The sequence below is a fragment of the Bacillus sp. FSL H7-0578 genome, assembly GCF_038630855.1.
Classification (GTDB): domain Bacteria; phylum Bacillota; class Bacilli; order Bacillales; family Bacillaceae; genus Bacillus; species Bacillus safensis.
This window is the reverse complement of the sequence record NZ_CP152045.1, coordinates 2484652-2510396: the sequence shown is the minus strand read 5'-3', so window position 1 is coordinate 2510396 and position 25745 is coordinate 2484652. Positions and strand designations below refer to the sequence as shown.

At 42.7% G+C, this 25745-nt stretch carries 25 protein-coding genes, 1 tRNA gene and 1 riboswitch; of the genes, 24 read left to right on the top strand and 2 right to left on the bottom strand.

The window, feature by feature from the left end:
* The first annotated feature begins 2 nt into the window (after positions 1-2).
* The 9 genes from MHB41_RS12890 (at position 3) to MHB41_RS12850 (ending at position 10741) form a co-directional block, all read left to right on the top strand.
* The gene (locus tag MHB41_RS12890) at positions 3-1721 is read left to right on the top strand and encodes an AMP-binding protein (protein WP_061109448.1); all 1719 of its coding nucleotides are present in this window, start codon (positions 3-5) and stop codon (positions 1719-1721) included.
* Between the two features lie 168 nt (positions 1722-1889).
* Positions 1890-2474 carry a TetR/AcrR family transcriptional regulator gene (locus tag MHB41_RS12885; protein WP_024423221.1) on the top strand — a complete coding sequence of 195 codons (585 nt, stop codon included), beginning with the start codon at positions 1890-1892 and terminating at the stop codon, positions 2472-2474.
* A gap of 26 nt (positions 2475-2500) precedes the next feature.
* The gene (locus tag MHB41_RS12880) at positions 2501-3280 is read left to right on the top strand and encodes an enoyl-CoA hydratase (RefSeq protein ID WP_061109447.1); all 780 of its coding nucleotides are present in this window, start codon (positions 2501-2503) and stop codon (positions 3278-3280) included.
* A gap of 31 nt (positions 3281-3311) precedes the next feature.
* Positions 3312-4085, top strand: coding sequence for an electron transfer flavoprotein subunit beta/FixA family protein (locus tag MHB41_RS12875; RefSeq protein ID WP_024427173.1), 774 nt, complete (start codon positions 3312-3314; stop codon positions 4083-4085).
* A 43-nt stretch (positions 4086-4128) separates the two neighbouring features.
* The gene (locus MHB41_RS12870) at positions 4129-5106 is read left to right on the top strand and encodes an electron transfer flavoprotein subunit alpha/FixB family protein (protein WP_041115051.1); all 978 of its coding nucleotides are present in this window, start codon (positions 4129-4131) and stop codon (positions 5104-5106) included.
* Positions 5107-5181: 75 nt separating this feature from the next.
* Positions 5182-6660 (top strand): alpha-N-arabinofuranosidase, encoded by a 1479-nt coding sequence (locus MHB41_RS12865; RefSeq protein ID WP_061109446.1) that lies wholly within the window; start codon positions 5182-5184, stop codon positions 6658-6660.
* Positions 6661-6906: 246 nt separating this feature from the next.
* On the top strand, positions 6907-7221 hold the full coding sequence (gene trxA, locus MHB41_RS12860; protein WP_007501629.1) for a thioredoxin: 315 nt from the start codon (positions 6907-6909) through the stop codon (positions 7219-7221).
* A 139-nt stretch (positions 7222-7360) separates the two neighbouring features.
* Positions 7361-9133 carry an excinuclease ABC subunit UvrC gene (gene uvrC, locus MHB41_RS12855; RefSeq protein WP_024423216.1) on the top strand — a complete coding sequence of 591 codons (1773 nt, stop codon included), beginning with the start codon at positions 7361-7363 and terminating at the stop codon, positions 9131-9133.
* A 61-nt stretch (positions 9134-9194) separates the two neighbouring features.
* Positions 9195-9372, top strand: a riboswitch (Lysine riboswitch).
* A gap of 133 nt (positions 9373-9505) precedes the next feature.
* A complete protein-coding gene (locus tag MHB41_RS12850) occupies positions 9506-10741 on the top strand; it encodes an aspartate kinase (RefSeq protein ID WP_061109445.1) in 1236 nt (411 codons plus the stop codon).
* Positions 10742-10897: 156 nt separating this feature from the next.
* Here MHB41_RS12850 and MHB41_RS12845 read toward each other — a convergent pair whose 3' ends face one another.
* Positions 10898-11341: a YslB family protein gene (locus MHB41_RS12845; protein ID WP_024423214.1), complete on the bottom strand. Its 444-nt coding sequence runs from the start codon at positions 11339-11341 to the stop codon at positions 10898-10900.
* Positions 11342-11624: 283 nt separating this feature from the next.
* Here MHB41_RS12845 and MHB41_RS12840 point away from each other — a divergent pair, with 283 nt between their 5' ends.
* The 5 genes from MHB41_RS12840 (at position 11625) to MHB41_RS12820 (ending at position 16179) form a co-directional block, all read left to right on the top strand.
* Positions 11625-12233 (top strand): succinate dehydrogenase cytochrome b558 subunit, encoded by a 609-nt coding sequence (locus MHB41_RS12840; protein WP_024423213.1) that lies wholly within the window; start codon positions 11625-11627, stop codon positions 12231-12233.
* A 37-nt stretch (positions 12234-12270) separates the two neighbouring features.
* Positions 12271-14031: a succinate dehydrogenase flavoprotein subunit gene (gene sdhA, locus MHB41_RS12835; protein ID WP_034279746.1), complete on the top strand. Its 1761-nt coding sequence runs from the start codon at positions 12271-12273 to the stop codon at positions 14029-14031.
* Position 14032: 1 nt separating this feature from the next.
* On the top strand, positions 14033-14797 hold the full coding sequence (gene sdhB / locus MHB41_RS12830; protein ID WP_034279749.1) for a succinate dehydrogenase iron-sulfur subunit: 765 nt from the start codon (positions 14033-14035) through the stop codon (positions 14795-14797).
* Positions 14798-14918: 121 nt separating this feature from the next.
* Positions 14919-15380: a thioesterase family protein gene (locus MHB41_RS12825; protein WP_061109444.1), complete on the top strand. Its 462-nt coding sequence runs from the start codon at positions 14919-14921 to the stop codon at positions 15378-15380.
* Positions 15381-15459: 79 nt separating this feature from the next.
* Entirely contained in the window at positions 15460-16179 is a 720-nt protein-coding gene (locus MHB41_RS12820; RefSeq protein ID WP_061109443.1) for a biotin--[acetyl-CoA-carboxylase] ligase, read from the top strand.
* 27 nt (positions 16180-16206) lie between these two features.
* Here MHB41_RS12820 and MHB41_RS12815 read toward each other — a convergent pair whose 3' ends face one another.
* Positions 16207-17337, bottom strand: a complete 1131-nt coding sequence (locus MHB41_RS12815; RefSeq protein ID WP_340900053.1) for a PrpF domain-containing protein — start codon at positions 17335-17337, stop codon at positions 16207-16209.
* 135 nt (positions 17338-17472) lie between these two features.
* Between MHB41_RS12815 and MHB41_RS12810 the strand changes: the two genes are divergently transcribed.
* The 10 genes from MHB41_RS12810 (at position 17473) to MHB41_RS12765 (ending at position 25038) form a co-directional block, all read left to right on the top strand.
* The gene (locus tag MHB41_RS12810; protein WP_024423208.1) at positions 17473-18333 is read left to right on the top strand and encodes a LysR family transcriptional regulator; all 861 of its coding nucleotides are present in this window, start codon (positions 17473-17475) and stop codon (positions 18331-18333) included.
* Between the two features lie 153 nt (positions 18334-18486).
* The gene (locus MHB41_RS12805; protein WP_024423207.1) at positions 18487-19803 is read left to right on the top strand and encodes a citrate:proton symporter; all 1317 of its coding nucleotides are present in this window, start codon (positions 18487-18489) and stop codon (positions 19801-19803) included.
* Positions 19804-20008: 205 nt separating this feature from the next.
* Positions 20009-20233 (top strand): spore germination transcription factor GerE, encoded by a 225-nt coding sequence (gene gerE, locus MHB41_RS12800; protein ID WP_003184172.1) that lies wholly within the window; start codon positions 20009-20011, stop codon positions 20231-20233.
* Positions 20234-20382: 149 nt separating this feature from the next.
* The gene (locus MHB41_RS12795) at positions 20383-20823 is read left to right on the top strand and encodes a MarR family transcriptional regulator (RefSeq protein WP_024423206.1); all 441 of its coding nucleotides are present in this window, start codon (positions 20383-20385) and stop codon (positions 20821-20823) included.
* A 10-nt stretch (positions 20824-20833) separates the two neighbouring features.
* Entirely contained in the window at positions 20834-21649 is an 816-nt protein-coding gene (racE, locus tag MHB41_RS12790) for a glutamate racemase (RefSeq protein ID WP_024423205.1), read from the top strand.
* Between the two features lie 101 nt (positions 21650-21750).
* Positions 21751-22812 carry a GerMN domain-containing protein gene (locus tag MHB41_RS12785; RefSeq protein WP_206534399.1) on the top strand — a complete coding sequence of 354 codons (1062 nt, stop codon included), beginning with the start codon at positions 21751-21753 and terminating at the stop codon, positions 22810-22812.
* A gap of 151 nt (positions 22813-22963) precedes the next feature.
* Positions 22964-23692, top strand: a complete 729-nt coding sequence (rph, locus tag MHB41_RS12780) for a ribonuclease PH (RefSeq protein ID WP_024427165.1) — start codon at positions 22964-22966, stop codon at positions 23690-23692.
* Between the two features lie 10 nt (positions 23693-23702).
* Positions 23703-24305 carry an XTP/dITP diphosphatase gene (locus tag MHB41_RS12775; RefSeq protein WP_162860205.1) on the top strand — a complete coding sequence of 201 codons (603 nt, stop codon included), beginning with the start codon at positions 23703-23705 and terminating at the stop codon, positions 24303-24305.
* Between the two features lie 14 nt (positions 24306-24319).
* Positions 24320-24844 carry a metallophosphoesterase gene (locus MHB41_RS12770; protein WP_268421476.1) on the top strand — a complete coding sequence of 175 codons (525 nt, stop codon included), beginning with the start codon at positions 24320-24322 and terminating at the stop codon, positions 24842-24844.
* 120 nt (positions 24845-24964) lie between these two features.
* A tRNA-Arg gene (locus MHB41_RS12765) sits at positions 24965-25038 on the top strand.
* Positions 25039-25745: the final 707 nt, after the last annotated feature.

The following is a 25745-nucleotide window of genomic DNA, read 5'->3' as shown; positions in this document are numbered from 1 at the left end:
TTATGCAGTCAGATAAACGTTGGCTTCTGCATTACCCGAATCAAATTCCCCACGAACTCACCATTCCAAATGAGACGTTACAATCTTACTTATTCAGCTCCGCAGAGGCTGCACCTGAGCATACAGCCATTCATTTTCTAGGAAAAAACATCACCTATGAACAGCTCCAGGAAGAAGCATTGAAACTAGCTGGTCACCTGATGAAAATTGGCGTGAAAAAAGGCGACAGAGTAGCAATCATGCTGCCAAATTGTCCTCAATCTGTCATTTCTTATTATGCTGTTTTAATTGCAGGCGGCATCGTTGTTCAAACGAACCCGCTTTATACGGAGAAAGAACTGGCATATCAAATGGAGGACAGCGGCTCAAAAGTGCTGATTACACTGGATTTATTGTATCCAAAGGCCTATAAAATGAAAGCGCTGACAAGTATGGAGCACTTGATCATCACCAAACTGCAGGATTATTTACCATTTCCGAAAAACATTCTGATTCCTATCGTCCAAAAAAGAAAAAATAAAATGGTCATCCAAGTAGAGAAAAGCGAGACCATTCATCACTTCTCACAAATTATGAAAGAATCGTCAGAAGAACAGATTCCGGCGCTTGCCTTTGAACCGAAAGAGGATGTCGCTGTTTTGCAATATACAGGCGGAACGACTGGTTTACCAAAAGGGGTCATGCTGACGCATGAAAATATTTTAGCGAATACTGAAATGTGCGCTTCTTGGATGTATAAAACGACAAGAGGAAAAGAACGAATCCTTGGCATCATTCCGTTTTTTCATGTATACGGAATGACGACCGTATTAAACCTTGCTGTGAAAGAAGGGCATTCAATGATTCTCCTTCCGCGATTTGACGCAGCTGATACCCTCAAAACGATTGAAAAACAGAAACCGACACTCTTTCCAGGTGCACCCACCATGTATATTGCCTTGCTGCATCATCCGAACATTGAAAAGTATGATCTGTCGTCCATCACTGCATGTTTAAGCGGCTCGGCGGCTCTTCCTGTTGAAGTCAAACAGAGCTTTGAGAAATTAACAGGAGGGCGTTTAGTTGAGGGGTATGGTCTTTCAGAAACTTCGCCAGTGACCCATTCTAACTTTTTATGGGGAGCGAACAAAACAGGCAGCATTGGCTGTCCGTGGCCTGGGACAGACGCAGGCATTTATTGCGAGGAAACGGGTGGCCTTAAAGAGCCGTATGAGCACGGAGAAATTATCGTCAAAGGGCCGCAAATTATGAAAGGCTATTGGAATCAGCCAGAGGAGACAGCAGCTGTATTAAGGGACGGATGGTTTTTCACTGGAGATATTGGGTATATGGATGAGGACGGTTTTTTCTATATCGTTGACCGGAAAAAAGATGTCATTATTGCGAGCGGTTATAATATTTACCCAAGAGAGGTCGAAGAAGCCCTTTATGAGCATGAGCTTGTACAAGAAGCCGTTGTCGCAGGCATACCAGATCCTTATAGAGGAGAAACAGTAAAAGCGTTTGTTGTGCCGAAAAAGGATGCTTATTTAACAGAGGATGAACTCGATCGCTTTGTCAGAACGAGAATTGCTTCATTTAAAGTACCGCGCGTGTATGAATTTAAAGAATCACTGCCTAAAACGGCTGTCGGAAAAATTTTGCGCAGAGTATTAATTGAAGAAGAAAAAAGAAAGCAAGCTTCATCATCTGAGACACCTGTCGATCAATTGAAGAAATAACGACCTTCATCATCCGGTCGAGCGGCCGGATGATTTGAATGATGACCGTCTGCTCTGGTATGATAAAGGTTGAAAAGAAAGAAGAAGATCTCTTGACAAATCACCCGTTTCTTTTTAACATAAAGTTATGAATGAATGCTCATTCAATTTAGAAAGGGACGAAGCACATTGAAGCAGAAAAGACCGAAGTACATGCAAATTATTGATGCAGCAGTTGTGGTGATTGCGGAGAACGGCTATCATCAATCACAAGTTTCAAAGATTGCGAAACAAGCAGGGGTGGCAGACGGAACCATTTATCTTTATTTCAAAAACAAAGAGGATATTCTCATCTCATTGTTCAAAGAAAAAATGGGACAATTCATCGAACGGATGGAAACAGATATCCAAAAGAAGCCATCTGCCAAAGAAAAGCTTCTACTGTTGATTGAGGAGCATTTTCGCATGCTGGCGCAAAATCATCATTTGGCTCTTGTGACACAGCTTGAACTCAGGCAGTCAAACCTTGAGCTGCGTCAAAAAATCAATGAGGTGCTAAAAGGGTATTTAAATATGCTCGAGTCGATTTTAACAGAAGGAAAGAAAACAGGAGAATTTAGACAAAATTTAGATGTCCGCTTAGCGAGACAAATGGTATTTGGGACGATTGATGAAACCGCAACAACATGGGTTATGAATGATCAAAAGTATGATCTGCCTGCACTCGCAGAAAATGTACATGATCTGCTGTTAAACGGAATACATCAATCCTAAAGACAATGTGAAAAAGGATGATTGACATGGAAAAAATACTCAGCTTACATCATGAAGGACAGACAGCGCTCATCACGATTCAGAACCCGCCTGCAAATGCCTTATCCTCTCAGCTGCTCACTGAGCTTAATGACATGTTCGATGAGCTCGAACAGAATGAAGAAGTAAGAGCGATTGTGATCCACGGGGAAGGCAGATTCTTCTCAGCAGGTGCTGATATTAAAGAATTTACGACTTTACAGGAAGAGTCTGATTATGCAAGCCTCGCTGATAGAGGACAGCAAGTCTTTGAACGGATTGAACAGTGTCCAAAGCCAGTCATTGCCTCGATTCACGGAGCAGCATTAGGCGGAGGCCTTGAGCTTGCCATGTCTTGTGATATCCGAATCGCAACAAAAGATGCGAAGCTTGGACTGCCAGAACTAAATCTTGGCATTATTCCAGGATTCGGCGGCACGCAGCGCCTCCCGCGCTACGTTGGTTCTGCTAAAGCACTTGAAATGATGGGAACAGCTGAACCGATTACAGGTGAAGAAGCATTTACGTGCGGCCTTGTTACAAAGCTGGCAGAAACAGAGGAAGAAGCGCTCGAAGCGGCCAAAACACTTGCGGGGAAATTTGCGGCAAAAAGCCCTAAATCACTTGAATATGTGCTTGATTTATTGAACGCAACAAAACTGTATTCATATGACGGCGGAATGAAACTGGAAGCCAAAAAATTTGGTGAGGTTTTCCAATCAAATGACGCCAAAGAAGGCATTCAGGCCTTTATCGAAAAGCGCAAACCGAACTTTAAAGGGGAATAAAGGATAAGTACGACACAAGGGGGAGAAATAAATGAATATATTTGTTTTGATGAAGCGTACGTTTGACACGGAAGAGAAAATTTCGATTCAGTCTGGTGCAATTCAAGAAGATGGAGCAGAGTTCATTATTAATCCTTATGACGAGTATGCCATTGAAGAAGCCATTCAGCTTCGCGATGAGCACGGGGGAGAAGTGACCGTTGTGACAGTTGGCGGTGAGGATGCAGAGAAACAGCTGAGAACAGCGCTTGCTATGGGCTGTGACAGGGCCGTCTTATTAAATGTGGAGGATGACTTAGAAGAGTGGGACCAATATTCTGCTTCTACCATTCTTTATCACTATTTAAAAGACAAAGAGGCTTCCTTGATCTTAGCAGGGAATGTAGCAATTGACGGCGGCTCTGGACAGGTAGCCCCGCGTCTTGCTGAATTACTCGGTTTTTCATATGTGACTACGATAACAAGTATCCAAATTGACGGCGGCTCTGTATCGATTGAACGAGATGCAGAGGGGGATGTGGAAGTCATTTCTGCCGAACTCCCGCTTGTCGTCACAGCTCAGCAAGGACTCAATGAGCCTCGCTATCCATCATTACCAGGCATTATGAAGGCAAAGAAAAAGCCTTTAGAAGAATTGGAACTTGATGATTTAGATTTAGATGAAGACGATGTACCATATAAAATCAAAACAATTGAACGTTTCTTACCGGAGAAAAAAGAGGGTGGCAAGGTGCTGAGCGGCGAGCTTCAGGATCAAGTCAAAGAACTGACAGATCTACTCAGAAATGAAGCAAAAGTCATCTAAACATCCACTTTACGATATCACGAGAACAAGGAGGAGCTTGAAGATGAGTAAAAAAGTTGTTGTACTTGGAGAAAGTCGTGACGGTAAATTAAGAAATGTGACATTTGAAGCCATTGCTGCCGCTCACAAAGTGGCAGAGGGCGGCGAGGTCATTGGCGTGTTAATAGGGGATGACGTCAAAGGCCTAGCAGATGAACTGCTTTACTATGGAGCGGATCATGTCATGATTGTGGAGCATCCGCACCTTTCATATTATACGTCAGATGGTTTTGCGCAGGCGCTTCAAGCCATATTAGATCAGGTTGATCCAGATGCTGTGCTCTTTGGCCATACATCTATCGGAAAAGACTTGTCGCCGAAAATAGCCGCACGTCTCCAGACTGGCTTGATTTCAGATGCGATTGATGTAAGCGTTACCGGTGAACATCTTGTTTTCACTAGACCGATTTACTCTGGAAAAGCCTTCGAAAAAGTCATTTCGACAGACCGTCTGCTTCTAGCAACCATCCGGCCAAATAACGTGGCACCACTTGAGCGGGATACGTCACGAGGCGGAGAAGTCACACCAGTTTCTGTCGACATTCAAAACCTTCGGACGATCGTGAAGGAAGTCATTAAAAAAACGTCAGAAGGTGTAGATTTATCCGAAGCAAAGGTCATTGTTGCTGGAGGGCGCGGGGTTAAGAGCAAGGAAGGCTTTGAACCGCTGAATGAACTCGCTGAGACGCTGGGGGCAGCAGTCGGAGCTTCGCGCGGAGCCTGTGACGCTGATTATTGTGATTATGCTTTGCAAATTGGTCAAACGGGAAAAGTCGTCACACCTGATCTTTATATTGCATGCGGGATATCAGGAGCGATTCAGCATTTAGCGGGAATGTCTAACAGTAAAGTCATTGTGGCAATTAACAAAGACCCAGAAGCGGAAATCTTCAAAATCGCCGATTATGGAATTGTTGGTGACTTGTTTGAAGTGGTCCCGCTTTTGAATGAAGAGTTAAAAAAGATGAATATCCACTCGTAACGCTCATACACTCAGAATGCCTAGGTATTCTGGGTTTTTTTGTATGTGATCAAGAAGAAAAGGAGCGGTTGACAAGTGAAGGGGACAGTAAAAGTCAATGACGTGATTGGACGCATTTCTAAACACATTTATGGGCATTTTCAGGAGCATTTAGGAAGAGGAATTTATGACGGGATTTGGGTAGGAAAAGACTCAGAGATTGGTCATATTGAAGGGATTCGTACCGATGTACTGAAGGCCCTTCAAGCATTACATATTCCGGTGCTGAGATGGCCGGGGGGCTGCTTCGCAGACGAGTATCACTGGGCAAATGGTGTAGGTGAGCTGAGTGAACGAAAGCCAATGGTCAACACCCATTGGGGTGGTACGGTTGAATCCAATGCATTTGGTACGCATGAATTTATGGCATTGTGTGAGCTGCTTGAATGTGAACCTTACATTTGCGGCAATGTGGGAAGCGGGTCTGTTCAAGAATTAGCCGATTGGGTCGAATACATGACATTTCCAAAAGGGACACCTATGTCAGATTGGCGCATTAAAAATGGAAAACAAGAACCTTGGAAGCTGACCTATGTTGGTGTAGGCAATGAAAGCTGGGGCTGCGGCGGGAATATGACACCTGAATACTATGCAGATTTATATAAACGCTATCAAACGTACGTAAGAGAGTTTGCAGGGCAGCGTATTTACAAAATCGCCTGCGGCGCGAACTCTAATGACGTGAATTGGACGAAAGTATTGATGGAGCGGGCTGCACCGTGGATGGATGGGCTCAGTTTACATTATTACACCGTACCTGGTACATGGGAGAAGAAAGGATCAGCGACTGAATTCGATGAGGATGAATGGTTTATCACGCTGAAAAAGGCCTATGAGATGGAACGGCTTGTCGAAGACCATGGAGAAATCATGGATCGTTATGACCCAGACAAGCGAATCGGGATGATTATTGATGAATGGGGGACATGGTATGACCCAGAGCCAGGGACAAATCCTGGGTTTTTATATCAGCAAAACACACTAAGAGACGCCCTTGTGGCCGCACTCCATTTTCATATTTTTCATCGCCATTGCGAGCGGATTCATATGGCAAATATTGCTCAGACGGTCAATGTGCTGCAAGCGATGGTATTAACAAAGGACGAAAAGATGCTTCTGACACCTACGTATCATGTATTTCACATGTTTCAAGTGCATCAAGAGGAAGAAGCGCTTGAAGTGGAGTTCGTTTCACCGCCGTATGAACGAAGAGGTGAAAAAATTCCTCAGGTCAGTGTGTCAGCCTCGCGTTCATCAGGTAAGATGCATATTAGCTACTGTCACTTGAATCCGCATGAACAAACAGAGATATCCCTTGCCATTGCAGGGATTGAAGAACAAACGAAAGTCACTGGACGTGTACTGACGGCTGATCGCATGAATGCCCATAATACATTCGATGATCCTCATTCTGTTCAGCCAAAAGACTTTGAGCAAATGGCTGTAAAGTCCGGCGAATTAACGGTGGAGCTGCCGCCAATGTCAGTGGTCATGATAACTGTCGACCTCGCTTAATTGCATATTTCGATGTTTGATGAGAAGAATGTTGGGGCATCATACATTGTAAATGAAGCGGAAAGGGTGTCATGTCATATGCTTAGAACCATTCTTATGATCATCGGTGCGATTGTTGTTATTGGTGCGATTATACGGTTTGTTTTTTAATTCATTTCCTAAAAAATGATTCGTAAGCATTTCATTCGCAAGTCACATTGGTAGATGCTATACTAAAAAGCATAATTTACATTGGAGGAATGAATAATGGCAATCGTAAAAGCTACTGACGCAACATTTTCACAAGAAACTGCAGAAGGTGTTGTTCTTGCAGACTTTTGGGCACCATGGTGTGGACCTTGTAAAATGATTGCTCCAGTTCTTGAAGAACTTGATCAAGAAATGGGCGACAAAATGAAAATTGTAAAAATTGATGTAGACGATAACCAAGAAACTGCTGGTAAATACGGCGTTATGAGTATCCCGACACTTCTTGTTTTAAAAGACGGTGAAGTTGTAGAAACTTCTGTTGGTTTCAAACCAAAAGAAGCACTTGCTGAGCTTGTCAACAAACATCTATAAACCAATCTATGCTCAAGCGGCATAATCATTGAAGCGGTTCTCGTAAAGACGAGAGCCGCTTTTCTTTCAACATGGTATAAAACAAATGTTCGTGATACACTAGAAGGAGTGAAAGAGGAAAACAAGGACGGATGAAAAGATGAACAAACTAATCAAAGAAAAGCTGTCAGTCCTGCCGGATCAACCAGGCTGTTACTTAATGAAAGATAGACAAAATACGATCATTTATGTGGGAAAGGCAAAGGTTTTAAAAAATAGGGTGCGCTCTTATTTCACTGGATCACATGACGCCAAAACGCAGCGGCTTGTCAGTGAAATTGAAGACTTTGAATACATTGTCACCTCTTCTAATATCGAGGCGCTCATTTTAGAGCTGAATTTAATCAAAAAATATGACCCAAAATACAATGTCATGCTCAAGGATGACAAGACGTATCCTTTTATAAAAATTACGAATGAACGCCATCCCAAGCTGATCGTCACCCGCAATGTAAAAAAGGACAAAGGGAAATATTTCGGTCCATACCCAAACGTACAAGCAGCTCGAGAAACAAAAAAGCTGCTCGACCGCTTATATCCACTGAGAAAATGCGCCACCCTTCCTGACCGCGTCTGTCTTTATTATCACCTTGGACAATGTCTTGCGCCATGTGTGTATGACATTTCCGAAGAAACGAATAAGCAGCTCGTGGATGAAATCACAAGGTTTCTAAACGGAGGACATCAGCAAATCAAAAAAGAACTCACCGAAAAGATGCAGGAAGCTGCTGAAAATTTAGAGTTTGAACGGGCAAAGGAACTAAGAGACCAAATCGCATATATCGACTCAACGATGGAAAAACAGAAAATGACGATGAGTGATTTATCAGATCGAGATGTCTTCGCCTATGCCTATGATAAAGGCTGGATGTGTGTCCAAGTTTTCTTCATCAGACAGGGGAAATTGATTGAACGTGATGTCAGCCTGTTTCCAATGTATCAGGACCCTGAGGAAGAGTTCCTCACGTTTATGGGGCAATTTTATGAAAAGAACAACCATTTTCTGCCGAAGGAAATTTTGGTGCCTGACAGTGTCGATCAAGAGATGATTGAGCAATTGCTTGAGACGAACGTTCACCAGCCGAAAAAAGGAAAGAAAAAGGATTTACTTTTACTTGCCCATCAAAATGCCAAAATCGCCTTAAAAGAAAAATTTTCGCTCATTGAGCGTGATGAAGAGCGGACAATTGGTGCGGTGAAACAGCTCGGGGATGCACTTAATATTTATATGCCATACAGAATCGAGGCATTTGATAACTCAAATATTCAAGGAGCAGACCCGGTTTCTGCCATGGTCGTCTTTCAGGACGGGAAGCCCTATAAAAAGGAATACCGAAAATACAAAATTAAAACTGTCTCAGGGCCAGATGATTATGCATCCATGCGTGAGGTCATTAGAAGACGATATACCCGCGTGTTAAAGGATGAACTGCCGCTGCCAGATTTAATTTTAATTGACGGAGGAAAAGGACAGATCAACGCAGCCATCGATGTGCTTGAAAATGAATTGAATCTGTCTGTCCCAGTCGCAGGTCTTGTAAAAGATGAAAAACACCGGACATCGAATCTCATGATGGGAGATACACTTGAAATTGTTGCGCTGGAGCGGAATAGCCAGGCTTTTTACTTATTGCAGCGCATTCAAGATGAAGTGCACCGGTTCGCCATTAGCTTTCACCGGCAGCTGCGCGGAAAAAATGCATTCCAGTCTATTTTAGACGATGTACCGGGTATCGGAGAGAAGCGTAAAAAGCAGCTCCTCAAACATTTTGGCTCTGTGAAAAAGATGAAAGAAGCCTCTATCCAAGACTTTCAGGAGGCTGGCATTCCGAAACAGACGGCTGAACTTTTAATGGAAGCATTAAAAAAATAGATTGTACTTTTACCAAAAGTCTGTTAAGATGTGACTAATTTAATAAATGAACGTGTTGTTTGTTGAAGATAGAGGTGCGAACTTCAAGAGTAAGCCTTCGGAGATCGATGGGATCTAAGAAGAGGGCTGAAAGGGGAGCGTCGCCGAAGTGAATAAAATCCACTCATTTTATTCGCTGGCTGTACATTGAAGAAATGTAGGGCTGTCAAGAATTGATTTCTTGGAGGGCTATCTCATTGTTTGCATCGTTTAATGATGATTTTAAAGCAATGGGAGATTTGTTCTCTCATTGCTTTTTTATTTGCAGTGAGCGGGCAGTCTCCAAAGCTGCCTCTTCTCTCACACGTGAACTTTTGAAAAAGGGTGGTAGACATGGGACTAATTGTACAAAAATTTGGCGGAACTTCCGTTGGGTCGGCAGAAAAAATCCGCAATGCCGCAGAGAGAGTGATCGCTGAACGCGAGGCAGGACATGATGTGGTTGTGGTTGTATCAGCGATGGGCAAATCAACGGATGTTCTAGTAGACTTAGCGAAAGAACTCACAGACGATCCAAGCAAAAGAGAGATGGATATGCTGCTCGCAACTGGTGAGCAGGTGACCATTTCATTATTAGCGATGGCGCTCCAAAGAAGAGGTTATGATGCCATTTCCTTTACAGGCTGGCAGGCTGGTATGAAAACAGAGCATGTACACGGAAATGCAAGAATCGTGGACATTGATGAATCAAGAATAAAAGAGGAATTAAGTGCGGGGAAAGTTGTTGTTGTGGCAGGCTTCCAAGGAATTGCAGATGACTTACATATCACAACTCTTGGCCGCGGCGGATCAGATACAACAGCTGTGGCACTGGCTGCCGCACTGAAAGCTGATAAATGTGATATTTACACAGATGTACCAGGAGTGTTTACAACAGATCCGCGTTATGTACCATCTGCGCGGAAACTTGCAGGCATTTCATACGATGAGATGCTTGAGCTGGCTAATTTAGGAGCTGGCGTTCTGCATCCAAGAGCTGTTGAATTTGCGAAAAATTATCAAGTCCCGCTAGAAGTCCGTTCTAGTATTGAAAATGAATCGGGTACGTTAATTGAGGAGGAATCATCCATGGAACAAAATTTAGTCGTCAGAGGCATTGCATTTGAAGATCAGATTACACGTGTGACCGTGTGCGGACTTTCAAGCGGTTTAACAACATTATCGACCATTTTTACGACGCTTGCGAAACAGAATATCAATGTTGATATCATCATTCAGTCTGTCACAAGCACCAACCAGACGTCGATCTCTTTCTCTGTCAAAACGGATGATTTGTCCAAAACAGTTGAAGTATTAGAAGAATATAAAGGGGCGCTTGGCTACGAGCAGATTGAGACAGAAAGCAAATTAGCGAAAGTATCCATCGTGGGATCTGGAATGGTCTCAAACCCAGGCGTAGCTGCTGAAATGTTTGCTGTGTTAGCGCAAAAAGACATTCAAGTGAAAATGGTCAGTACGTCTGAAATCAAAGTCTCAACAGTGGTCGGCCGTGATGATATGGTCAAAGCGGTTGAAGCGCTGCATGATGCGTTTGAATTATCAAAGGTGAGCGCCGCTGCTCATTCTTAAAAAGGTAAAGAGGTGCTCTCATGAAAGAGGGTCGCCTCTTTTTTCTATATGGAGTCGGCTGAAACGGGCGTAAACCCATTCATTAAGTATGCTATGATAGAGATGTAGACATATAAAAAAGGCGTGACCTGAAGTCCGCGCCTTTTATCAAGAGTATTAGCTAGGGTCTCTTAAATCCCATTTAACGGTTAAAATGACTTTCTCAGCACGCTTTTTCACTTGTTCATAGGATTCAGCCACGTGCTCATTCAGAAGCTGAATTTGTTCAGCAATAAAACCCGCTTCCATCTGAAAGCATGGCTCCTTTTGATAGGTGAGTCGATTTGATACTAGTGGACCTTCGAGCTCAAACTCAATTTCCTGTTTTTTCGAATGGACCATTGTGAGAGTCCCCCATCCGGCATCATGGAAAAATTCGGGGATCTTCTCCCATGACTCTTGAGGAAATTTACGAGCAAGCAGTTTACCCGCAAAATACATCATAGATGAATGGTCCTGACCAAGAATATCAGGCAGCAGAACTTCGCGTATCAGCTCGTAGGCAAATCCATTGACTTCAATTTCTTTTAGCTGTTCTAAGTTAGATTCGAATTTATTCATTGTACGGCTCCCCTCTTTCAACAATTTATTATAGCTTATGTGGGCATATGATGACAGAGTTTTCCCTGAAGTCTAAGAAATTCTTATTGTAGTAAAACGAATTTTGATTTAAAACTTTTAAATTTCGGAAAATTTTAATTTATGTACGCGGTTTCTTGACGCTTTTTTGACATAGGAGTAAAATGAAATTGTCAATAAATTTGAATAAAGTGCTTACAATTGAAAGAAGCGGGGGTAAGACAATTTTCAAGCAATTGCACTTTTTTTACTAGGGGGTAAAGTAATGTCGGGGAACAAAGAATTTTTTTATCGGAGATTGCATTCTTTGCTTGGCGTCATTCCGGTCGGTCTATTTTTAATACAGCACTTAGTGGTTAACCACTTTGCGACGAATGGACCTGAGGCGTTTAACAAAGCTGCACACTTTATGGAACAGCTTCCTTTCAGATATGCACTTGAGCTGTTCGTGATTTTCTTACCACTGATCTATCATGCTGTTTATGGGGTGTACATAGCCTTTACGGCACAAAACAACACGTCTCGCTTCAGTTACTTAAGAAACTGGCTGTTCAGACTGCAAAGGATTTCAGGTATTATCACATTGATTTTTGTCTCTTGGCACGTATGGGAAACACGAATTCAAGCTCAGCTTGGAGCTGAAGTCAACTATGACATGATGGCGAATATTTTAAGCTCTCCATTTATGCTAGGCTTCTATATTGTCGGCGTTTTATCTACTATTTTCCACTTTGCTAATGGCTTGTGGTCATTTGCTGTCAGCTGGGGAATTACTGTTTCACCACGCTCACAACGAATCTCCACATATGTGACATTAGGTATATTTATAGCGCTTTCATATGTAGGGCTAAGAGCAATTTTCGCTTTTGTTTAAGAGGAAATAGATTAGTAGAAGAGGGAGAGGGGCTACAATGAGTAATTCTAGCATCATCGTTGTCGGAGGCGGCTTAGCTGGTCTCATGGCAACTATTAAAGCAGCAGAAGCGGGAACAGCTGTTCAACTATTTTCAATCGTACCTGTGAAACGTTCGCATTCTGTATGTGCACAGGGCGGAATCAACGGAGCGGTTAATACAAAAGGTGAAGGGGATTCACCTTATGAGCATTTTGATGACACGGTATACGGCGGAGATTTCTTAGCCAACCAGCCGCCAGTAAAGGCAATGTGTGAAGCAGCGCCGTCCATTATCCATTTACTTGATCGTATGGGTGTTATGTTTAATAGAACACCAGAGGGATTATTGGACTTCCGCCGTTTCGGGGGAACACAGCACCACCGTACAGCGTTTGCTGGAGCTACAACAGGCCAGCAGCTATTATACGCACTGGATGAGCAGGTTCGCCGCTATGAAGTAGCAGGACTTGTCACGAAATATGAAGGCTGGGAATTCCTTGGCGCTGTTTTAGACGACGAGGAAGTGTGCCGCGGGATTGTCGCGCAGAACTTGACGACAATGGAAATTGAATCCTTCCGTTCAGATGCAGTCATCATGGCAACAGGCGGTCCTGGAATCGTGTTCGGTAAATCAACGAACTCCATGATTAACACTGGATCTGCTGCGTCCATCGTCTATCAGCAAGGTGCGCATTATGCAAATGGAGAATTCATTCAAATTCACCCGACAGCGATCCCAGGAGATGACAAGCTTCGTCTCATGAGTGAATCGGCTCGTGGTGAAGGCGGACGTGTTTGGACGTATAAAGACGGGAAGCCTTGGTACTTCCTTGAAGAAAAATACCCAGCATACGGGAACCTTGTACCGCGTGACATTGCAACGCGTGAAATCTTTGACGTATGTGTCGAGCAAAAGCTTGGCATCAACGGAGAGAACATGGTATATCTCGATCTTTCTCACAAAGATCCAAAAGAGCTTGATATTAAGCTTGGCGGAATCATTGAAATCTATGAAAAATTCATGGGTGACGACCCGCGTAAGCTGCCGATGAAAATCTTCCCAGCTGTTCATTACTCAATGGGCGGATTATGGGTCGATTATGATCAAATGACGAATATCAAAGGTCTATTCGCTGCCGGAGAATGTGATTACTCAATGCACGGCGGAAACAGACTTGGTGCAAACTCACTTCTTTCTGCGATTTACGGCGGAATGGTCGCTGGACCAAATGCGGTGAAGTACATTAGCGGTCTTGAAAAATCTGCGGAAGACCTTTCTTCTGCACTATTTGACAGCGCCGTGAAGAAAGAGCAGGAGAAATGGGACAACATCCTCAGCATGGACGGAACAGAAAATGCGTACGTGCTTCATAAAGAGCTTGGAGAATGGATGACGGATAACGTGACAGTGGTTCGTTACAATGACAAACTCTTAAAAACAGATCAGAAGATCGAAGAACTAATGGAGCGCTACAAGAAGATCAACATCAATGATACCGCATCATGGAGCAACCAAGGCGCTGCCTTCACACGTCAGCTTGACAACATGCTTCAGCTGGCAAGAGTCATTACGATCGGGGCTTATAACCGGAATGAAAGCCGAGGCGCACACTATAAACCGGAATTCCCAGAAAGAAACGATGAAGAATTCCTTAAAACAACGATGGCTACGTTCAAAGGGAAAAATCAAAAGCCTGCATTCCACTATGAGGACGTCGATGTATCGTTAATTGCACCTCGTAAACGAGATTACTCGAAGAAAAAGGTGGAGAAATAAGATGAGTGAAAAAAACACAATTCAATTCATTATCACACGTCAAGATACAGCAGATGGAAAGCCTTATGATGAGGAATTCGAAATCCCTTACCGCCCAAATATGAACGTCATTTCCGCACTCATGGAAATTAGACGTAACCCGGTCAATAAACAAGGTGAAAAAACAACGGCGATCAACTGGGACATGAACTGTCTTGAAGAGGTGTGCGGAGCTTGTTCCATGGTCATTAATGGAAAACCGCGCCAGTCATGTACAGCCTTGATTGACAAGTTAGATCAGCCGATCCGTCTTCAGCCGATGAAGACATTCCCGGTCGTGAGAGACTTGCAGGTTGATAGAAGCCGCATGTTCAACTCCTTGAAAAAAGTAAAAGCATGGGTGCCGATCGATGGCACATATGATCTTGGACCTGGACCAAGAATGCCTGAGAAAAAACGTCAATGGGCGTATGAGCTTTCTAAATGTATGACATGTGGTGTCTGCCTTGAAGCTTGTCCAAACGTAAATGATAAGTCTTCCTTTATGGGCCCTGCACCGCTTTCGCAAGTTCGTCTATTTAACGCACATCCGACAGGTGCGATGAATAAGTCTGACCGTCTAGAAGAAATTATGGGAGACGGCGGTCTTGCGAACTGCGGGAACTCTCAAAACTGTGTGCAGGCTTGTCCGAAAGGAATCCCGCTGACAACGTCAATTGCAGCACTTAACCGAGATACAACATTACAAGCTTTCCGTAACTTCTTCGGAAGCGATCACGCAGAATAACATCACATTCAGTCCTCTTTGCCAATCATGATGAGTGTTTACAAGAGGCTGGATGGAACACAAAATAAACGCCTCTTCCAATATGGGAGAGGCGTTTGTTGATGAATAAGGAGATGATGAAGTGAGACTTCCATCATATATTGAGGAACCATTTGAAGAATGGAGAGCATCCTTTCGATTTTATGTCGAAACGACTGTCCGTTTTTCAGAAACAGATATGTTTGGCCATATGAACAATGTCACCCCTTTTGTATATTTTGAAGAAGCACGGATTGCCTTTTTTCAAAAAACGGGAATTGTTGATAAACGAATGAAACGAGTGAAAGAGACGATTACAGTCGTGGCAAACCTGCAATGTGATTACATCAAACAGGTGGAGATAGGGGAGCGGCTTCGTGTGTATGTAAAGCCGGAAAAAGTCGGATCAAGCTCACTCATCCTTCATTATTTAGGAGAAAACGAAAAGCAGGAACCATGCTTTACCGGCTCAGTCACCATGGTGCAAATTAATAAAGAAACAGGCGCACCTGTCCCATTTACAGAGGAAGAAAAAGAGACATTTCAAGCTCAACGAAATAAATAACATAGAGCCCTCATCATCGTGTAAGCTTCATTTTGTTATAATAAAAGGATCATATCAAGAAGAAACAAAAGGAGAACACATGAAGATTTTTCAATATGACACCATTGATAGTACAAATAATGAAGCAAAAAGGCTTATGCAAAAAGGAGAAAAACCTTCATTTGCTGTCTATGCACATCAGCAGACAGCAGGAAGAGGCAGGCTAGGGAGACCGTGGGAAACGCCTGCAGGGAATGTCGCTTTGACCATGACGGTTTTGCTGCCAGAAGAACTCTCCACCCAGTCAACGATTGCTCCGCTGACGGCACTAGCGATCTACGATGTACTCAAACCTCTCATCAGGGCTGAGGATCAGCTGGCGATCAAATGGCCAAATGATATTCTCATCAATGAAGCAAAGGTATCAGGCACATTGATTGAAGCGGACCGTACCGCCATTTATATCGGGGTTGGCATCAATGTGAAGACAAAGCCGGAGCATGTTCCGTACAAAACCATTTGCCTATCAGAGCTTACAGAGGTAAAAGCCGATCAGCTTGTGAAGGAACTTGCCGCCGCTTTTGAAAAATATCATACACGCTGGAAGAATGAAGGGTTTGAAGCACTCACTTCCCTCTATAACAAACGGTTATATCGTCTTCATAAACCGCTGCGGATCTCGTTAGACCGTGAAAAACAAACATGGGAAGAGGGCATTTGCTGCGGAGTCAACCGCTACGGTCATCTCCAGCTCAAAGATGAGAAAGGGCAGATAAAAGCTCATTCTGCCGGAGATATAGATGCACCGCTTCAGCATTAAAAAAAGCAGACGAGAACATCGTCTGCTTTAAGCTTCTCTTTTAATCTGAGGCTGAATCACATAATCTTGTTTTGTGAAAACAACTCCGTCTAGAATTTCTCTTGCGGTTCGAATGACTTTGACTCTGTTTTGAGAGATGTCAATTTCCGTTTGCATAATCCCGGCAGGATGCCCAATACGAAGGGTGTCATCTTGACCTTGGAACAGCTGAGAAGGAAGCGTTTCACCCAGGAAACAGCTGGCTGTCACGCAGACAGAGCCGGTAATGGCAAGTGCTTGGTGTGGTCTTTGCATTGATAGCATACGAACGATGATGTCCATATCTTCTGCTCGTCTCAAGATTCCATTTGTATCTACATAATCAGCAGGCTCGCTGATGAGCGCAAGCTTTGGAACAGCTGGAGACTGTAATGTGGCCATTTCTTTTGGTGCAAAGTGACACATTTCAGCAGCGAGAGAACGAATTTCTTCTAAATCATCCAGTAATTCATCTGTAAACTCTTCAGGTAATTCAGTTCCTTTTAATTGAATATCTTTCGCGCGAATAAAGGCAATTGGATTTGCAATGTCAACGATCGAGATTGGAATCTCCCCAAACTTTGTTTGAATCGTATCCATTTTGTTTCCAGTCGGATAGGTTTTACCTGTGACAGCGCCTTCAGGTTTCTCAAAGGATAAATAAATGGGAGAACCGGTTCCTTTTACGCCTGGAATTTCTGCCTGTCCTTCAAATTTTACTTCCCCATTTTCAACTTCGACCTCTGCCGTAATGACTTTATTTGTATTGGTATTGAGGATACGTACAGTCGTAATGGGCTCAACTGCTTGAACAAGTCCTTTAATGATCGCATACGGTCCAACGGCTGATGAGATGTTCCCGCAGTTTCCTTTAAAGTCGACATATCTCTCATTAATACTGACCTGTGCAAATGTATAGTTCACATCCACATCCGGGCGTGTGGCTTTATCGATAATGGCCACTTTACTTGTTAAAGAATTACCGCCGCCGATCCCATCGACCTGCAGCCGGTCAGGACTGCCCATAATGTCTAATAGAAATGCCTCGAGCTCATCGTGTTCATATGGTGCATTGTCAGCGTGAATGAATACTCCTTTGCTTGTACCGCCTCGCATGATTGTGATTGGAACTTTTCTCATGACTCTCACCCTCAATTTTTAATTAACTGTTTATCTAACCAAAATGGTAAAGTATAATAAGAAATAAGTTAAATACATTATTTTAAGAGAAATCAATAAAAATATTTTATAATTAGTAAAAAAGGAGGGCATACAATGGATGAAAAAGATTGGCGGTTTTTAAAGGTACTTTATGAAGAAAAGAACATCACAAAAGCGGCAGAAAAATTATTTGTCTCTCAGCCTGCCTTAAGCTATCGATTGAAACAGCTTGAAGAGGAGTTTGATATGAAGCTTTTCTTTAAAAGAAAACGAGGAATTGAATTTACATCAGAGGGCGAATACTTGGCTAAATACGCAAATGACATGCTCAAACAGCTGCAGCAAACGAAAGATGGCATGCTCAATATGCAAAAAAAGGTCAAAGGAACGATCCGGTTAGGGGTCTCAAGTAACTTTGCCCAGTATAAACTGCCAGAAATATTAAAAGAATTTTCTAAGCAGTATCCACATGTTCAATTTATGGTCAACACAGGCTGGAGCACAAAGGTAATGGATTTATTAGGAACATCAAGTGTGCATTTAGGGATTTTAAGAGGTGATTATGACTGGAATGGAGAGCGTTTTTTGCTCGATAAAGAGCGTCTTTGCATTATTTCAAAATCAGAAATTCAGCTAAAAGATCTCCCGAATCTGCCGCTCATTGACTATCATACAGACAGTTCATTAAAACGGCTGATTAACAGATGGTGGCAGGAAACATTCACAATGCCTCCGCTTGTGACGATGGAGACAGACCGTCAGGATACATCAAAAGAGATGGTGAAGCATGGTTTAGGCTATGCCATTGTCCCAGAAATTTGCCTCAGACCAAGTGATGAGTTATTTGTAAAAGGACTTTCGTATAAAGATGGACAGCCTGTTTTAAGAGATACATGGCTCATGTACCAGCCAGACTCACTTCATTTGTCTGTGGTGAAAGCGTTCATTGAGTTTTTAAGAAATCAGCAAGGTTGATTATAAAAGAAATTTATTGAATATACGAAAAAATCGATATTTTCATTATAAAAAAAGCTATTATATCCTTGAAATAGAAAGCGCTAACATATAGATCGCAAGTGCAAGGGGGCGCTTGCAGATCATGTAAAGAAGAGGATGGAGGGATATAAAGTGCTAGCTATTTTAGGGATCTTGATGGTCTTGACATTTACATTTCTCATTATGACAAAACGTATGCATCCGGTGGTGGCTCTAACCGTTGTACCTATCATATTTGCATTGATCGGTGGCTTTAACAAAGGATTAGGGGACATGATGCTTGATGGACTGAAAACTGTTGCACCATCAGCTGCTTTATTGTTATTTGCGATTTTATTCTTCGGTGTCATGCTGGATGCTGGATTGTTTGATCCTCTGATTAAACTCATTCTACGTATTGTAAAAGGTGATCCTGTCAAAATTGCTTTTGGGGTAGCGATTTTGTCTATGCTTGTTGCATTAGATGGTGATGGAACAACAACGTACATGATTACCGTATCAGCTATGCTGCCACTTTTCTTAAGAATTGGGATGAACCCATTAATTTTAGGAACAATTTCATTATTATCATTAGGAATTATGAGCGGAATGACGCCATGGGGCGGTCCAGCTACTCGTGCAATCGCGGCGCTTGGATTAGATGCAGGCGAATTTTTCATTCCATTACTCCCAACGATGGTTGGAGGCGGTCTTTTTATACTTTTTACTGCTTATGTACTTGGGAAAAAAGAAAGAAAACGGATTGGGATTGCAGAGATTCAGTACAAAGAAGAGCCGTCCATTTCTCCTGAATTGGCTGCGTCAATTGAAGATGGAGTAGCCGATATCAAGAGACCGAATCTGATTTGGATTAACTTCTTCCTTACAGTTGCTGTCATGGTCACACTCGTCATGGATATCATACCAATTCCTGTACTCTTCTTAATTGGATTTGTCATCGCTCTGATGATCAACTATCCAAAGGTTGAAGATCAGCGCGAGCGAATTTTATCTCATGCAGGAAACGCATTAACGGTTATCACACTTGTATTTGCCGCAGGGATTTTCACAGGGATTTTTTCTGGAACAAAAATGGTTGAGTCTATTGCCAATTTGGTAATTTACATGATTCCGGATTCCTACAGCTCATTTTTCCCGCTGATTGTTGCTTTGACGAGTATGCCATTTACATTTGTGCTCTCAAACGATGCTTACTATTTCGGAGTGCTGCCAATCTTGGCTGAAGCCGGCGCAGCTTATGGGATTGATCCGGTGGAAATTGCACGTGCCTCTATCATAGGGCAGCCTGTTCACTTACTGAGTCCGCTTGTAGCTTCAACACTGCTGCTTGTCAGTATGCTGAACAAAGATATTGGTGATTTGCAAAAATATGCACTGCTATGGACCGTGTTAACTGCCCTTTTTACAACACTTATTGCATTGTTAACAGGCGCCATTTCAATCTTTTAAATACCACGCAAAAAAGGACGATGTCTCGGGGAGGAGACTCGTCCTTTTTTGCGTGGAGGAAAGCGCAGAATTTGGACGCTGATATGCGGGATTTCTTGATTTTAACGTCACCTACCTCAGGCACCCGGCATATGATATCTCGACTATACAGAATCCCATTCTATAGAGACTAGAGCTCTCACCTTAGCAAGGAGGGTTACAATACTTGAAGGAGAAAGAGTTTCAATCCAAGCCGCTATTAACCAAAAGAGAAAGAGAAGTATTCGAATTGCTCGTCCAAGATAAAACAACAAAAGAAATTGCAAGCGAGCTTTTTATTAGCGAAAAGACTGTTCGAAATCATATTTCGAATGCCATGCAAAAGCTAGGAGTCAAAGGCCGTTCACAGGCCGTAGTCGAGCTTCTGCGTATGGGTGAGCTAGAGCTCTAAAGTCAGCCGGTTTTCCTTCCATATTGGGGAGGAACCGGTTATTTCTATATGGTTTCCATGAGTCTCTTCTTGCATTTTCTTTAAAAAACGAGGAAAATAGACATATACGTTTTAATCAAAGTGAGATGCTATAGTGAGGTATCAATAAAATGGAAACGAATGAATCAGGCCATGTTGCAGAGATTGAAAAATCATTACGCCACATTGCCGCAATTATTAAGCAAAAAGGCAGAGAAATCCTCAATCAATATACGATTACACCTCCACAATTCATCGGGCTTCAGTGGCTTTATGAATTCGGAGATATGACAATAGGCGAGCTGTCACAAAAGATGTACTTGGCTTGCAGCACAACCACTGATTTAATTGATAGAATGGAAAAAAGTGAACTTGTCGAACGGGTGAAAGATCCATCTGACCGCCGCGTGGTTCGCATTCATTTATTGCCTGAAGGCGAGCGGATCATTCAAGAAGTGATTGCTAAACGCCAAGAATACGTCAGTGAACTTCTAGGGGCTTTCTCAGAAGAAGAAGCCATCGTTTTCAACCAATCCTTAACGAAACTACAGCAGCAAATGAAAAGAAAATGAGGCGATTTTGTTGGATCAACCAATCGGCGTCATTGATTCCGGCGTCGGCGGTTTAACCGTTGCAAAGGAAATCATGAGACAACTGCCAAAAGAAAAAATCATTTATGTAGGCGATACAAAACGATGTCCATATGGCCCGCGGAAAGAAGAAGAAGTTCTTCAATATACGTGGGAAATGGCACACTACTTACTAAAACACCACCATATTAAAATGCTCGTCATTGCATGCAACACAGCAACGGCGATCGCACTGGATGAAATCAAAGCAACGCTTGATATTCCGGTCATTGGCGTCATTCAGCCTGGCGCCCGTACAGCGATCAAGGTGACAAACAACCAGCATATTGGCGTTATTGGCACAATCAATACGATCAAAAGCGAGGCATACAAAGAAGCGCTGCTGTCACTAAAAGCAGGTCTAACGGTTCAAAGTCTGGCGTGTCCGCTCCTTGTTCCATTTGTGGAAAGCGGTACGTTTTTAGATCAGACAGCAGAGGCAGTGGTCAAAGATTCCCTTGAACCGATGAAAGAAACAGGAATTGACACTCTTATTCTTGGCTGCACACACTATCCGATTTTAAAAGAGCCGATTCAGCGCTTTATGGGCAGTGATGTCAGCATTATTTCATCAGGAGATGAGACAGCGAGAGAAGCAAGTACGATTCTTTCATATAAAGGGCTATTAAATACCTCTAAAGAAACGCCTGTCCATACATTTTACACAACAGGGCAGCAGCAAAATTTTCAAAACATCGCTCGTGACTGGTTTGGCTACCTGCCAGGGAAGGTCGAAACCGTGTCACTTGAACACATCTACCAGCAATAACCCGCTTCTATTTGAAGTGGGTTATTTTTTTATGAAAAGGGTCTAATCCTCTGGGGGAGCTCGTATACATAGTAGTACAAACTACTAGAGGAGGGTGAAGTATGCTGAAAAAAGGATCTACAGCAGCTGTTACGTGTATCGCGTCAGCCATGCTTTTGTCAGGATGCGGATTGTTTCAAACAGACCAAGCGAAAACAGAGATTGATCCACCACAAAACGTCACATATGTGAAAGAAAATAAAGAAGATAAACAAACAGCCAAAGAAGGAAAAGAAGAGAAGCAGGCAGATACGGTCATGAGAGAATTATATTTAATTGATAAAAACGGGTATGTCGTATCTCAATCCATTCCACTGCCGAAAAATGAAGGAAGTGCCAAACAAACCCTTGAATATCTCGTGGACGGGGGACCTATTTCTAACTTAATGCCGAATGGCTTCAGAGCAGTGCTGCCAGCGGATACGCGCGTATCTGTCGATATTAAAGACGGAACGGCGGTTGTCGATTTTTCAAATGAATTTAAAAACTATAAAAAAGAAGACGAGCAGCGCATTTTGCAATCTGTCACTTGGACGTTAACTCAGTTTGATTCCATAGCCAAAGTCAAATTGAAGATGAATGGACATGAACTAAAAGAAATGCCAGTGAACGGTACACCTATCTCAGATGATTTAAGCAGAGAAGACGGTATTAATATCCAGCACGAGGCTGCTGCTGATATGACAGCGACAAAGCCAGTGACGGTTTACTATTTAGCTGAATCTGATGAACAGACGTACTACGTTCCGGTGACCAAAAGAGCGCCAAAAGACGAGGATGATCCGATTACAGCAGCAATTGATGAGCTCGTCTCTGGACCAAGCAAAAAAAGCCATCTGCTTACAGACTTTGATCAAGATGTGAAGCTGAATGATGTACCAAAAGTAAAAGATGGCCATGTGACACTTGATTTCAACGAATCTATTTTTGGCAGTGCGGATGAAAAGAAAAAGGTTATTTCACAAAAAGTTCTTGATAGCATTGTGCTCACATTAACCGAGCTGCCGAACGTCAAAAGCGTATCTGTCAAGGTGAACGGCAAGGCTGAGCTTGTGAACGAAAAAGGAGCAGAGCTCACAAAGCCGGTTTCACGACCAGAACAAGTGAATACAGGTAGTTTTTAACGTCACACATTGATATAATGGAGAAAAAGAGGCATGCATATTCGCTGCCTCTTTTTTATTCCAAGCGATTAGAACGAGCTGAGGTTGTCAAAGTTAGTAGGAGAACCCCGCTGGCACTCGCGAGGAATGTATATCGTAACGGAGGTAAAACATGAGATTAGATGAAAGACAATATGACGAATTGAGAAAAATTGAAATAGAGGCAGGCTACATCACGCATCCAGAAGGCTCTGTCTTAATCTCAGCGGGAAATACGAAGGTGATTTGTAACGCATCGATCGAAGACCGCGTACCTCCTTTTTTAAGAGGAGAAGGAAAAGGCTGGATTACAGCAGAATATAGCATGCTTCCAAGAGCAACTGCACAAAGAACGATAAGAGAATCATCTAAAGGAAAAGTCACAGGACGTACCATGGAGATTCAGCGTTTAATTGGACGAGCACTCCGCGCAGTCGTTGACTTAGAAAAGCTTGGCGAACGCACCATTTGGATTGATTGTGATGTTATTCAAGCAGACGGCGGCACACGCACAGCATCCATCACAGGTGCTTTTGTTGCCATGACACTTGCGATTCAAAAGCTGCGAGCTGAAGGAGTCATCAAAGAAAACCCGATTACTGATTATTTAGCGGCGATATCCGTCGGAATTGATTCTCAGCAAGGTCTTCTGTTAGATTTAAACTATGAAGAAGATTCTTCTGCTGAAGTAGATATGAATGTCATCATGACAGGCGCTGGTCGCTTTGTTGAACTTCAAGGAACAGGCGAAGAAGCGACATTCTCAAGAGAACAGCTAAACGGACTGCTTGATTTAGCCGAAAAGGGCATCAAAGAATTAATCGAAAAGCAAAAAGCAGTAACAGGAGAAGTCATCGAATAAAGAGAAGGGTTTGATCAGGATGAAAACAGCCATCATTGCAACGCACAATGCGGGCAAAGCGAAAGAATTCAAAGCCATTCTTGAGCCAAAAGGATTCACGGTCAAAACACTAGCAGACATTGGCTTTACTGAAGAAATTGAAGAAACAGGACAAACCTTCGAAGAAAATGCCATCATCAAAGCGGAGGCCATTCAAGCCAAAGCAGGTGAAATGGTCATTGCAGACGATTCCGGTCTGTCGATTGATTATCTGGGCGGAAAACCTGGCGTGTATTCAGCGAGATACGCAGGTGAGCATAAAGACGATGCGGAGAATGTGGAAAAAGTGCTGAGCGAACTTCAAGGCATTGAAAAAGAAGACCGCACAGCCAGATTCAGATGTGCCCTTGCTGTCAGCATACCGGGAAAAGAAACAAAGACGGTAGAAGGATCAGTAGAAGGCTTCATCGCAGAAAAACCAATCGGCGAAAATGGCTTCGGATACGACCCAATTTTCATCGTCAAAGACAAAGACCAAACGATGGCCGAATTATCACCAGAGGAGAAAAACAAGATCAGCCATCGAGCGGTCGCGCTTCAAAAGCTTTCATCACTGCTAGACGCAAATGAATAAGGGGGAATGAAGCCATGAAGATACTCATCATTAGTGACAGTCATGGACTCACAGACGAACTTCAAACCATTGCCAAACGGCATGCGGCTGAAGTTGACATGATGATTCACTGCGGAGATTCAGAACTCGAAACGAACCACCCAGCACTTGAAGGATACAAAGTCGTCAAAGGAAATTGTGACTTTATGGGCGATTTTGAAGAAGAGCTCCTGCTCCCACTTGATGGAGGCGGAAAACTATTTCTCACTCACGGACATCTGCATGGCATCAAACAATCCTTGCTTCAAGTCTACTACCGTGCAGAAGAGCTGGGCGCAGACATTATCTGCTTTGGCCACTCGCACATTCCAGGCAGTGAAATGCTAAGAGGAAAACTCCTCATTAACCCAGGCAGCGTGCACTTGCCAAGAGTGCGAAAAGAGCGCAGCTATGCTATACTGACACTAGATGGAAGCGAAGCAAACGTACAGTTTTTCACGGACGAAGGTCAGGTCATACAAGACCTCGAAAACACTGTCACATTGGAAGGTATTTCATAAGGGTGCAGCATTTGCCCCTTATGAAAAAACTTTCGAAAAACCGTTGACTTTAAAGAACAATAGTAATATAATAAATCTTGTCGCTGAGGTAATACACCAAAGCACAATACATAACAACATGTCCCAGTAGCTCAGCAGGATAGAGCAACGGCCTTCTAAGCCGTCGGTCGGGAGTTCGAATCTCTCCTGGGACGTAATTAAATCGGGTGCTAAAACCCGTTAAATTAACCTCTTATATCGTTTAGTGAAACTGTCAGTATAGCGGTCATGTAAGAAATTACACCGTATATCGACTTGCTAACGATATAGGAGGTTTTTTGTATGACCAAAGAAAAGGTTTGTTTGATGTTAAGGCGTTATTCGTAATTAGAAGAATTGCTTAATTCTGGCTCAGCCGCTCCTAAAATAAAGGATAAAATCAATTTACTTTGCTAATCATACTGAATCAATCTTAATCTCACAGGCACTAGACATCATCACATGGCAAATGAGATGAAACCGTACAATAAGTGATTATGTCCTCCATGTAGAACATTTTCAAAGTGTAACCCATGTCCAGTATGTTGAGGATATTACAGCTAATACGATATATAAATGGTTAGACAGAATGATTGTAAGCAACCAGACTATATTAACTCCTTTAAAATGCTTAATAAAAGTCTTTTTATCCAGGTGCTTTGATAATGGATTGATTGATATAAAGTTTTGGAAGGTCATCAATATAAAAGTGGAGCAAAAAGTGAAAGAGGGAGCTACAGAGCATGAAATTAATGGCTACTTTCAATGCTAGACTTAAATGATTTTGTGCAGTTGGGAGATGCTATAGCCGTTCAAATGATTTTTAGAACTGCTTTAGGAGCGGCATATTGACTTCCGTGCAACTATATTAAATCTAGAGGCA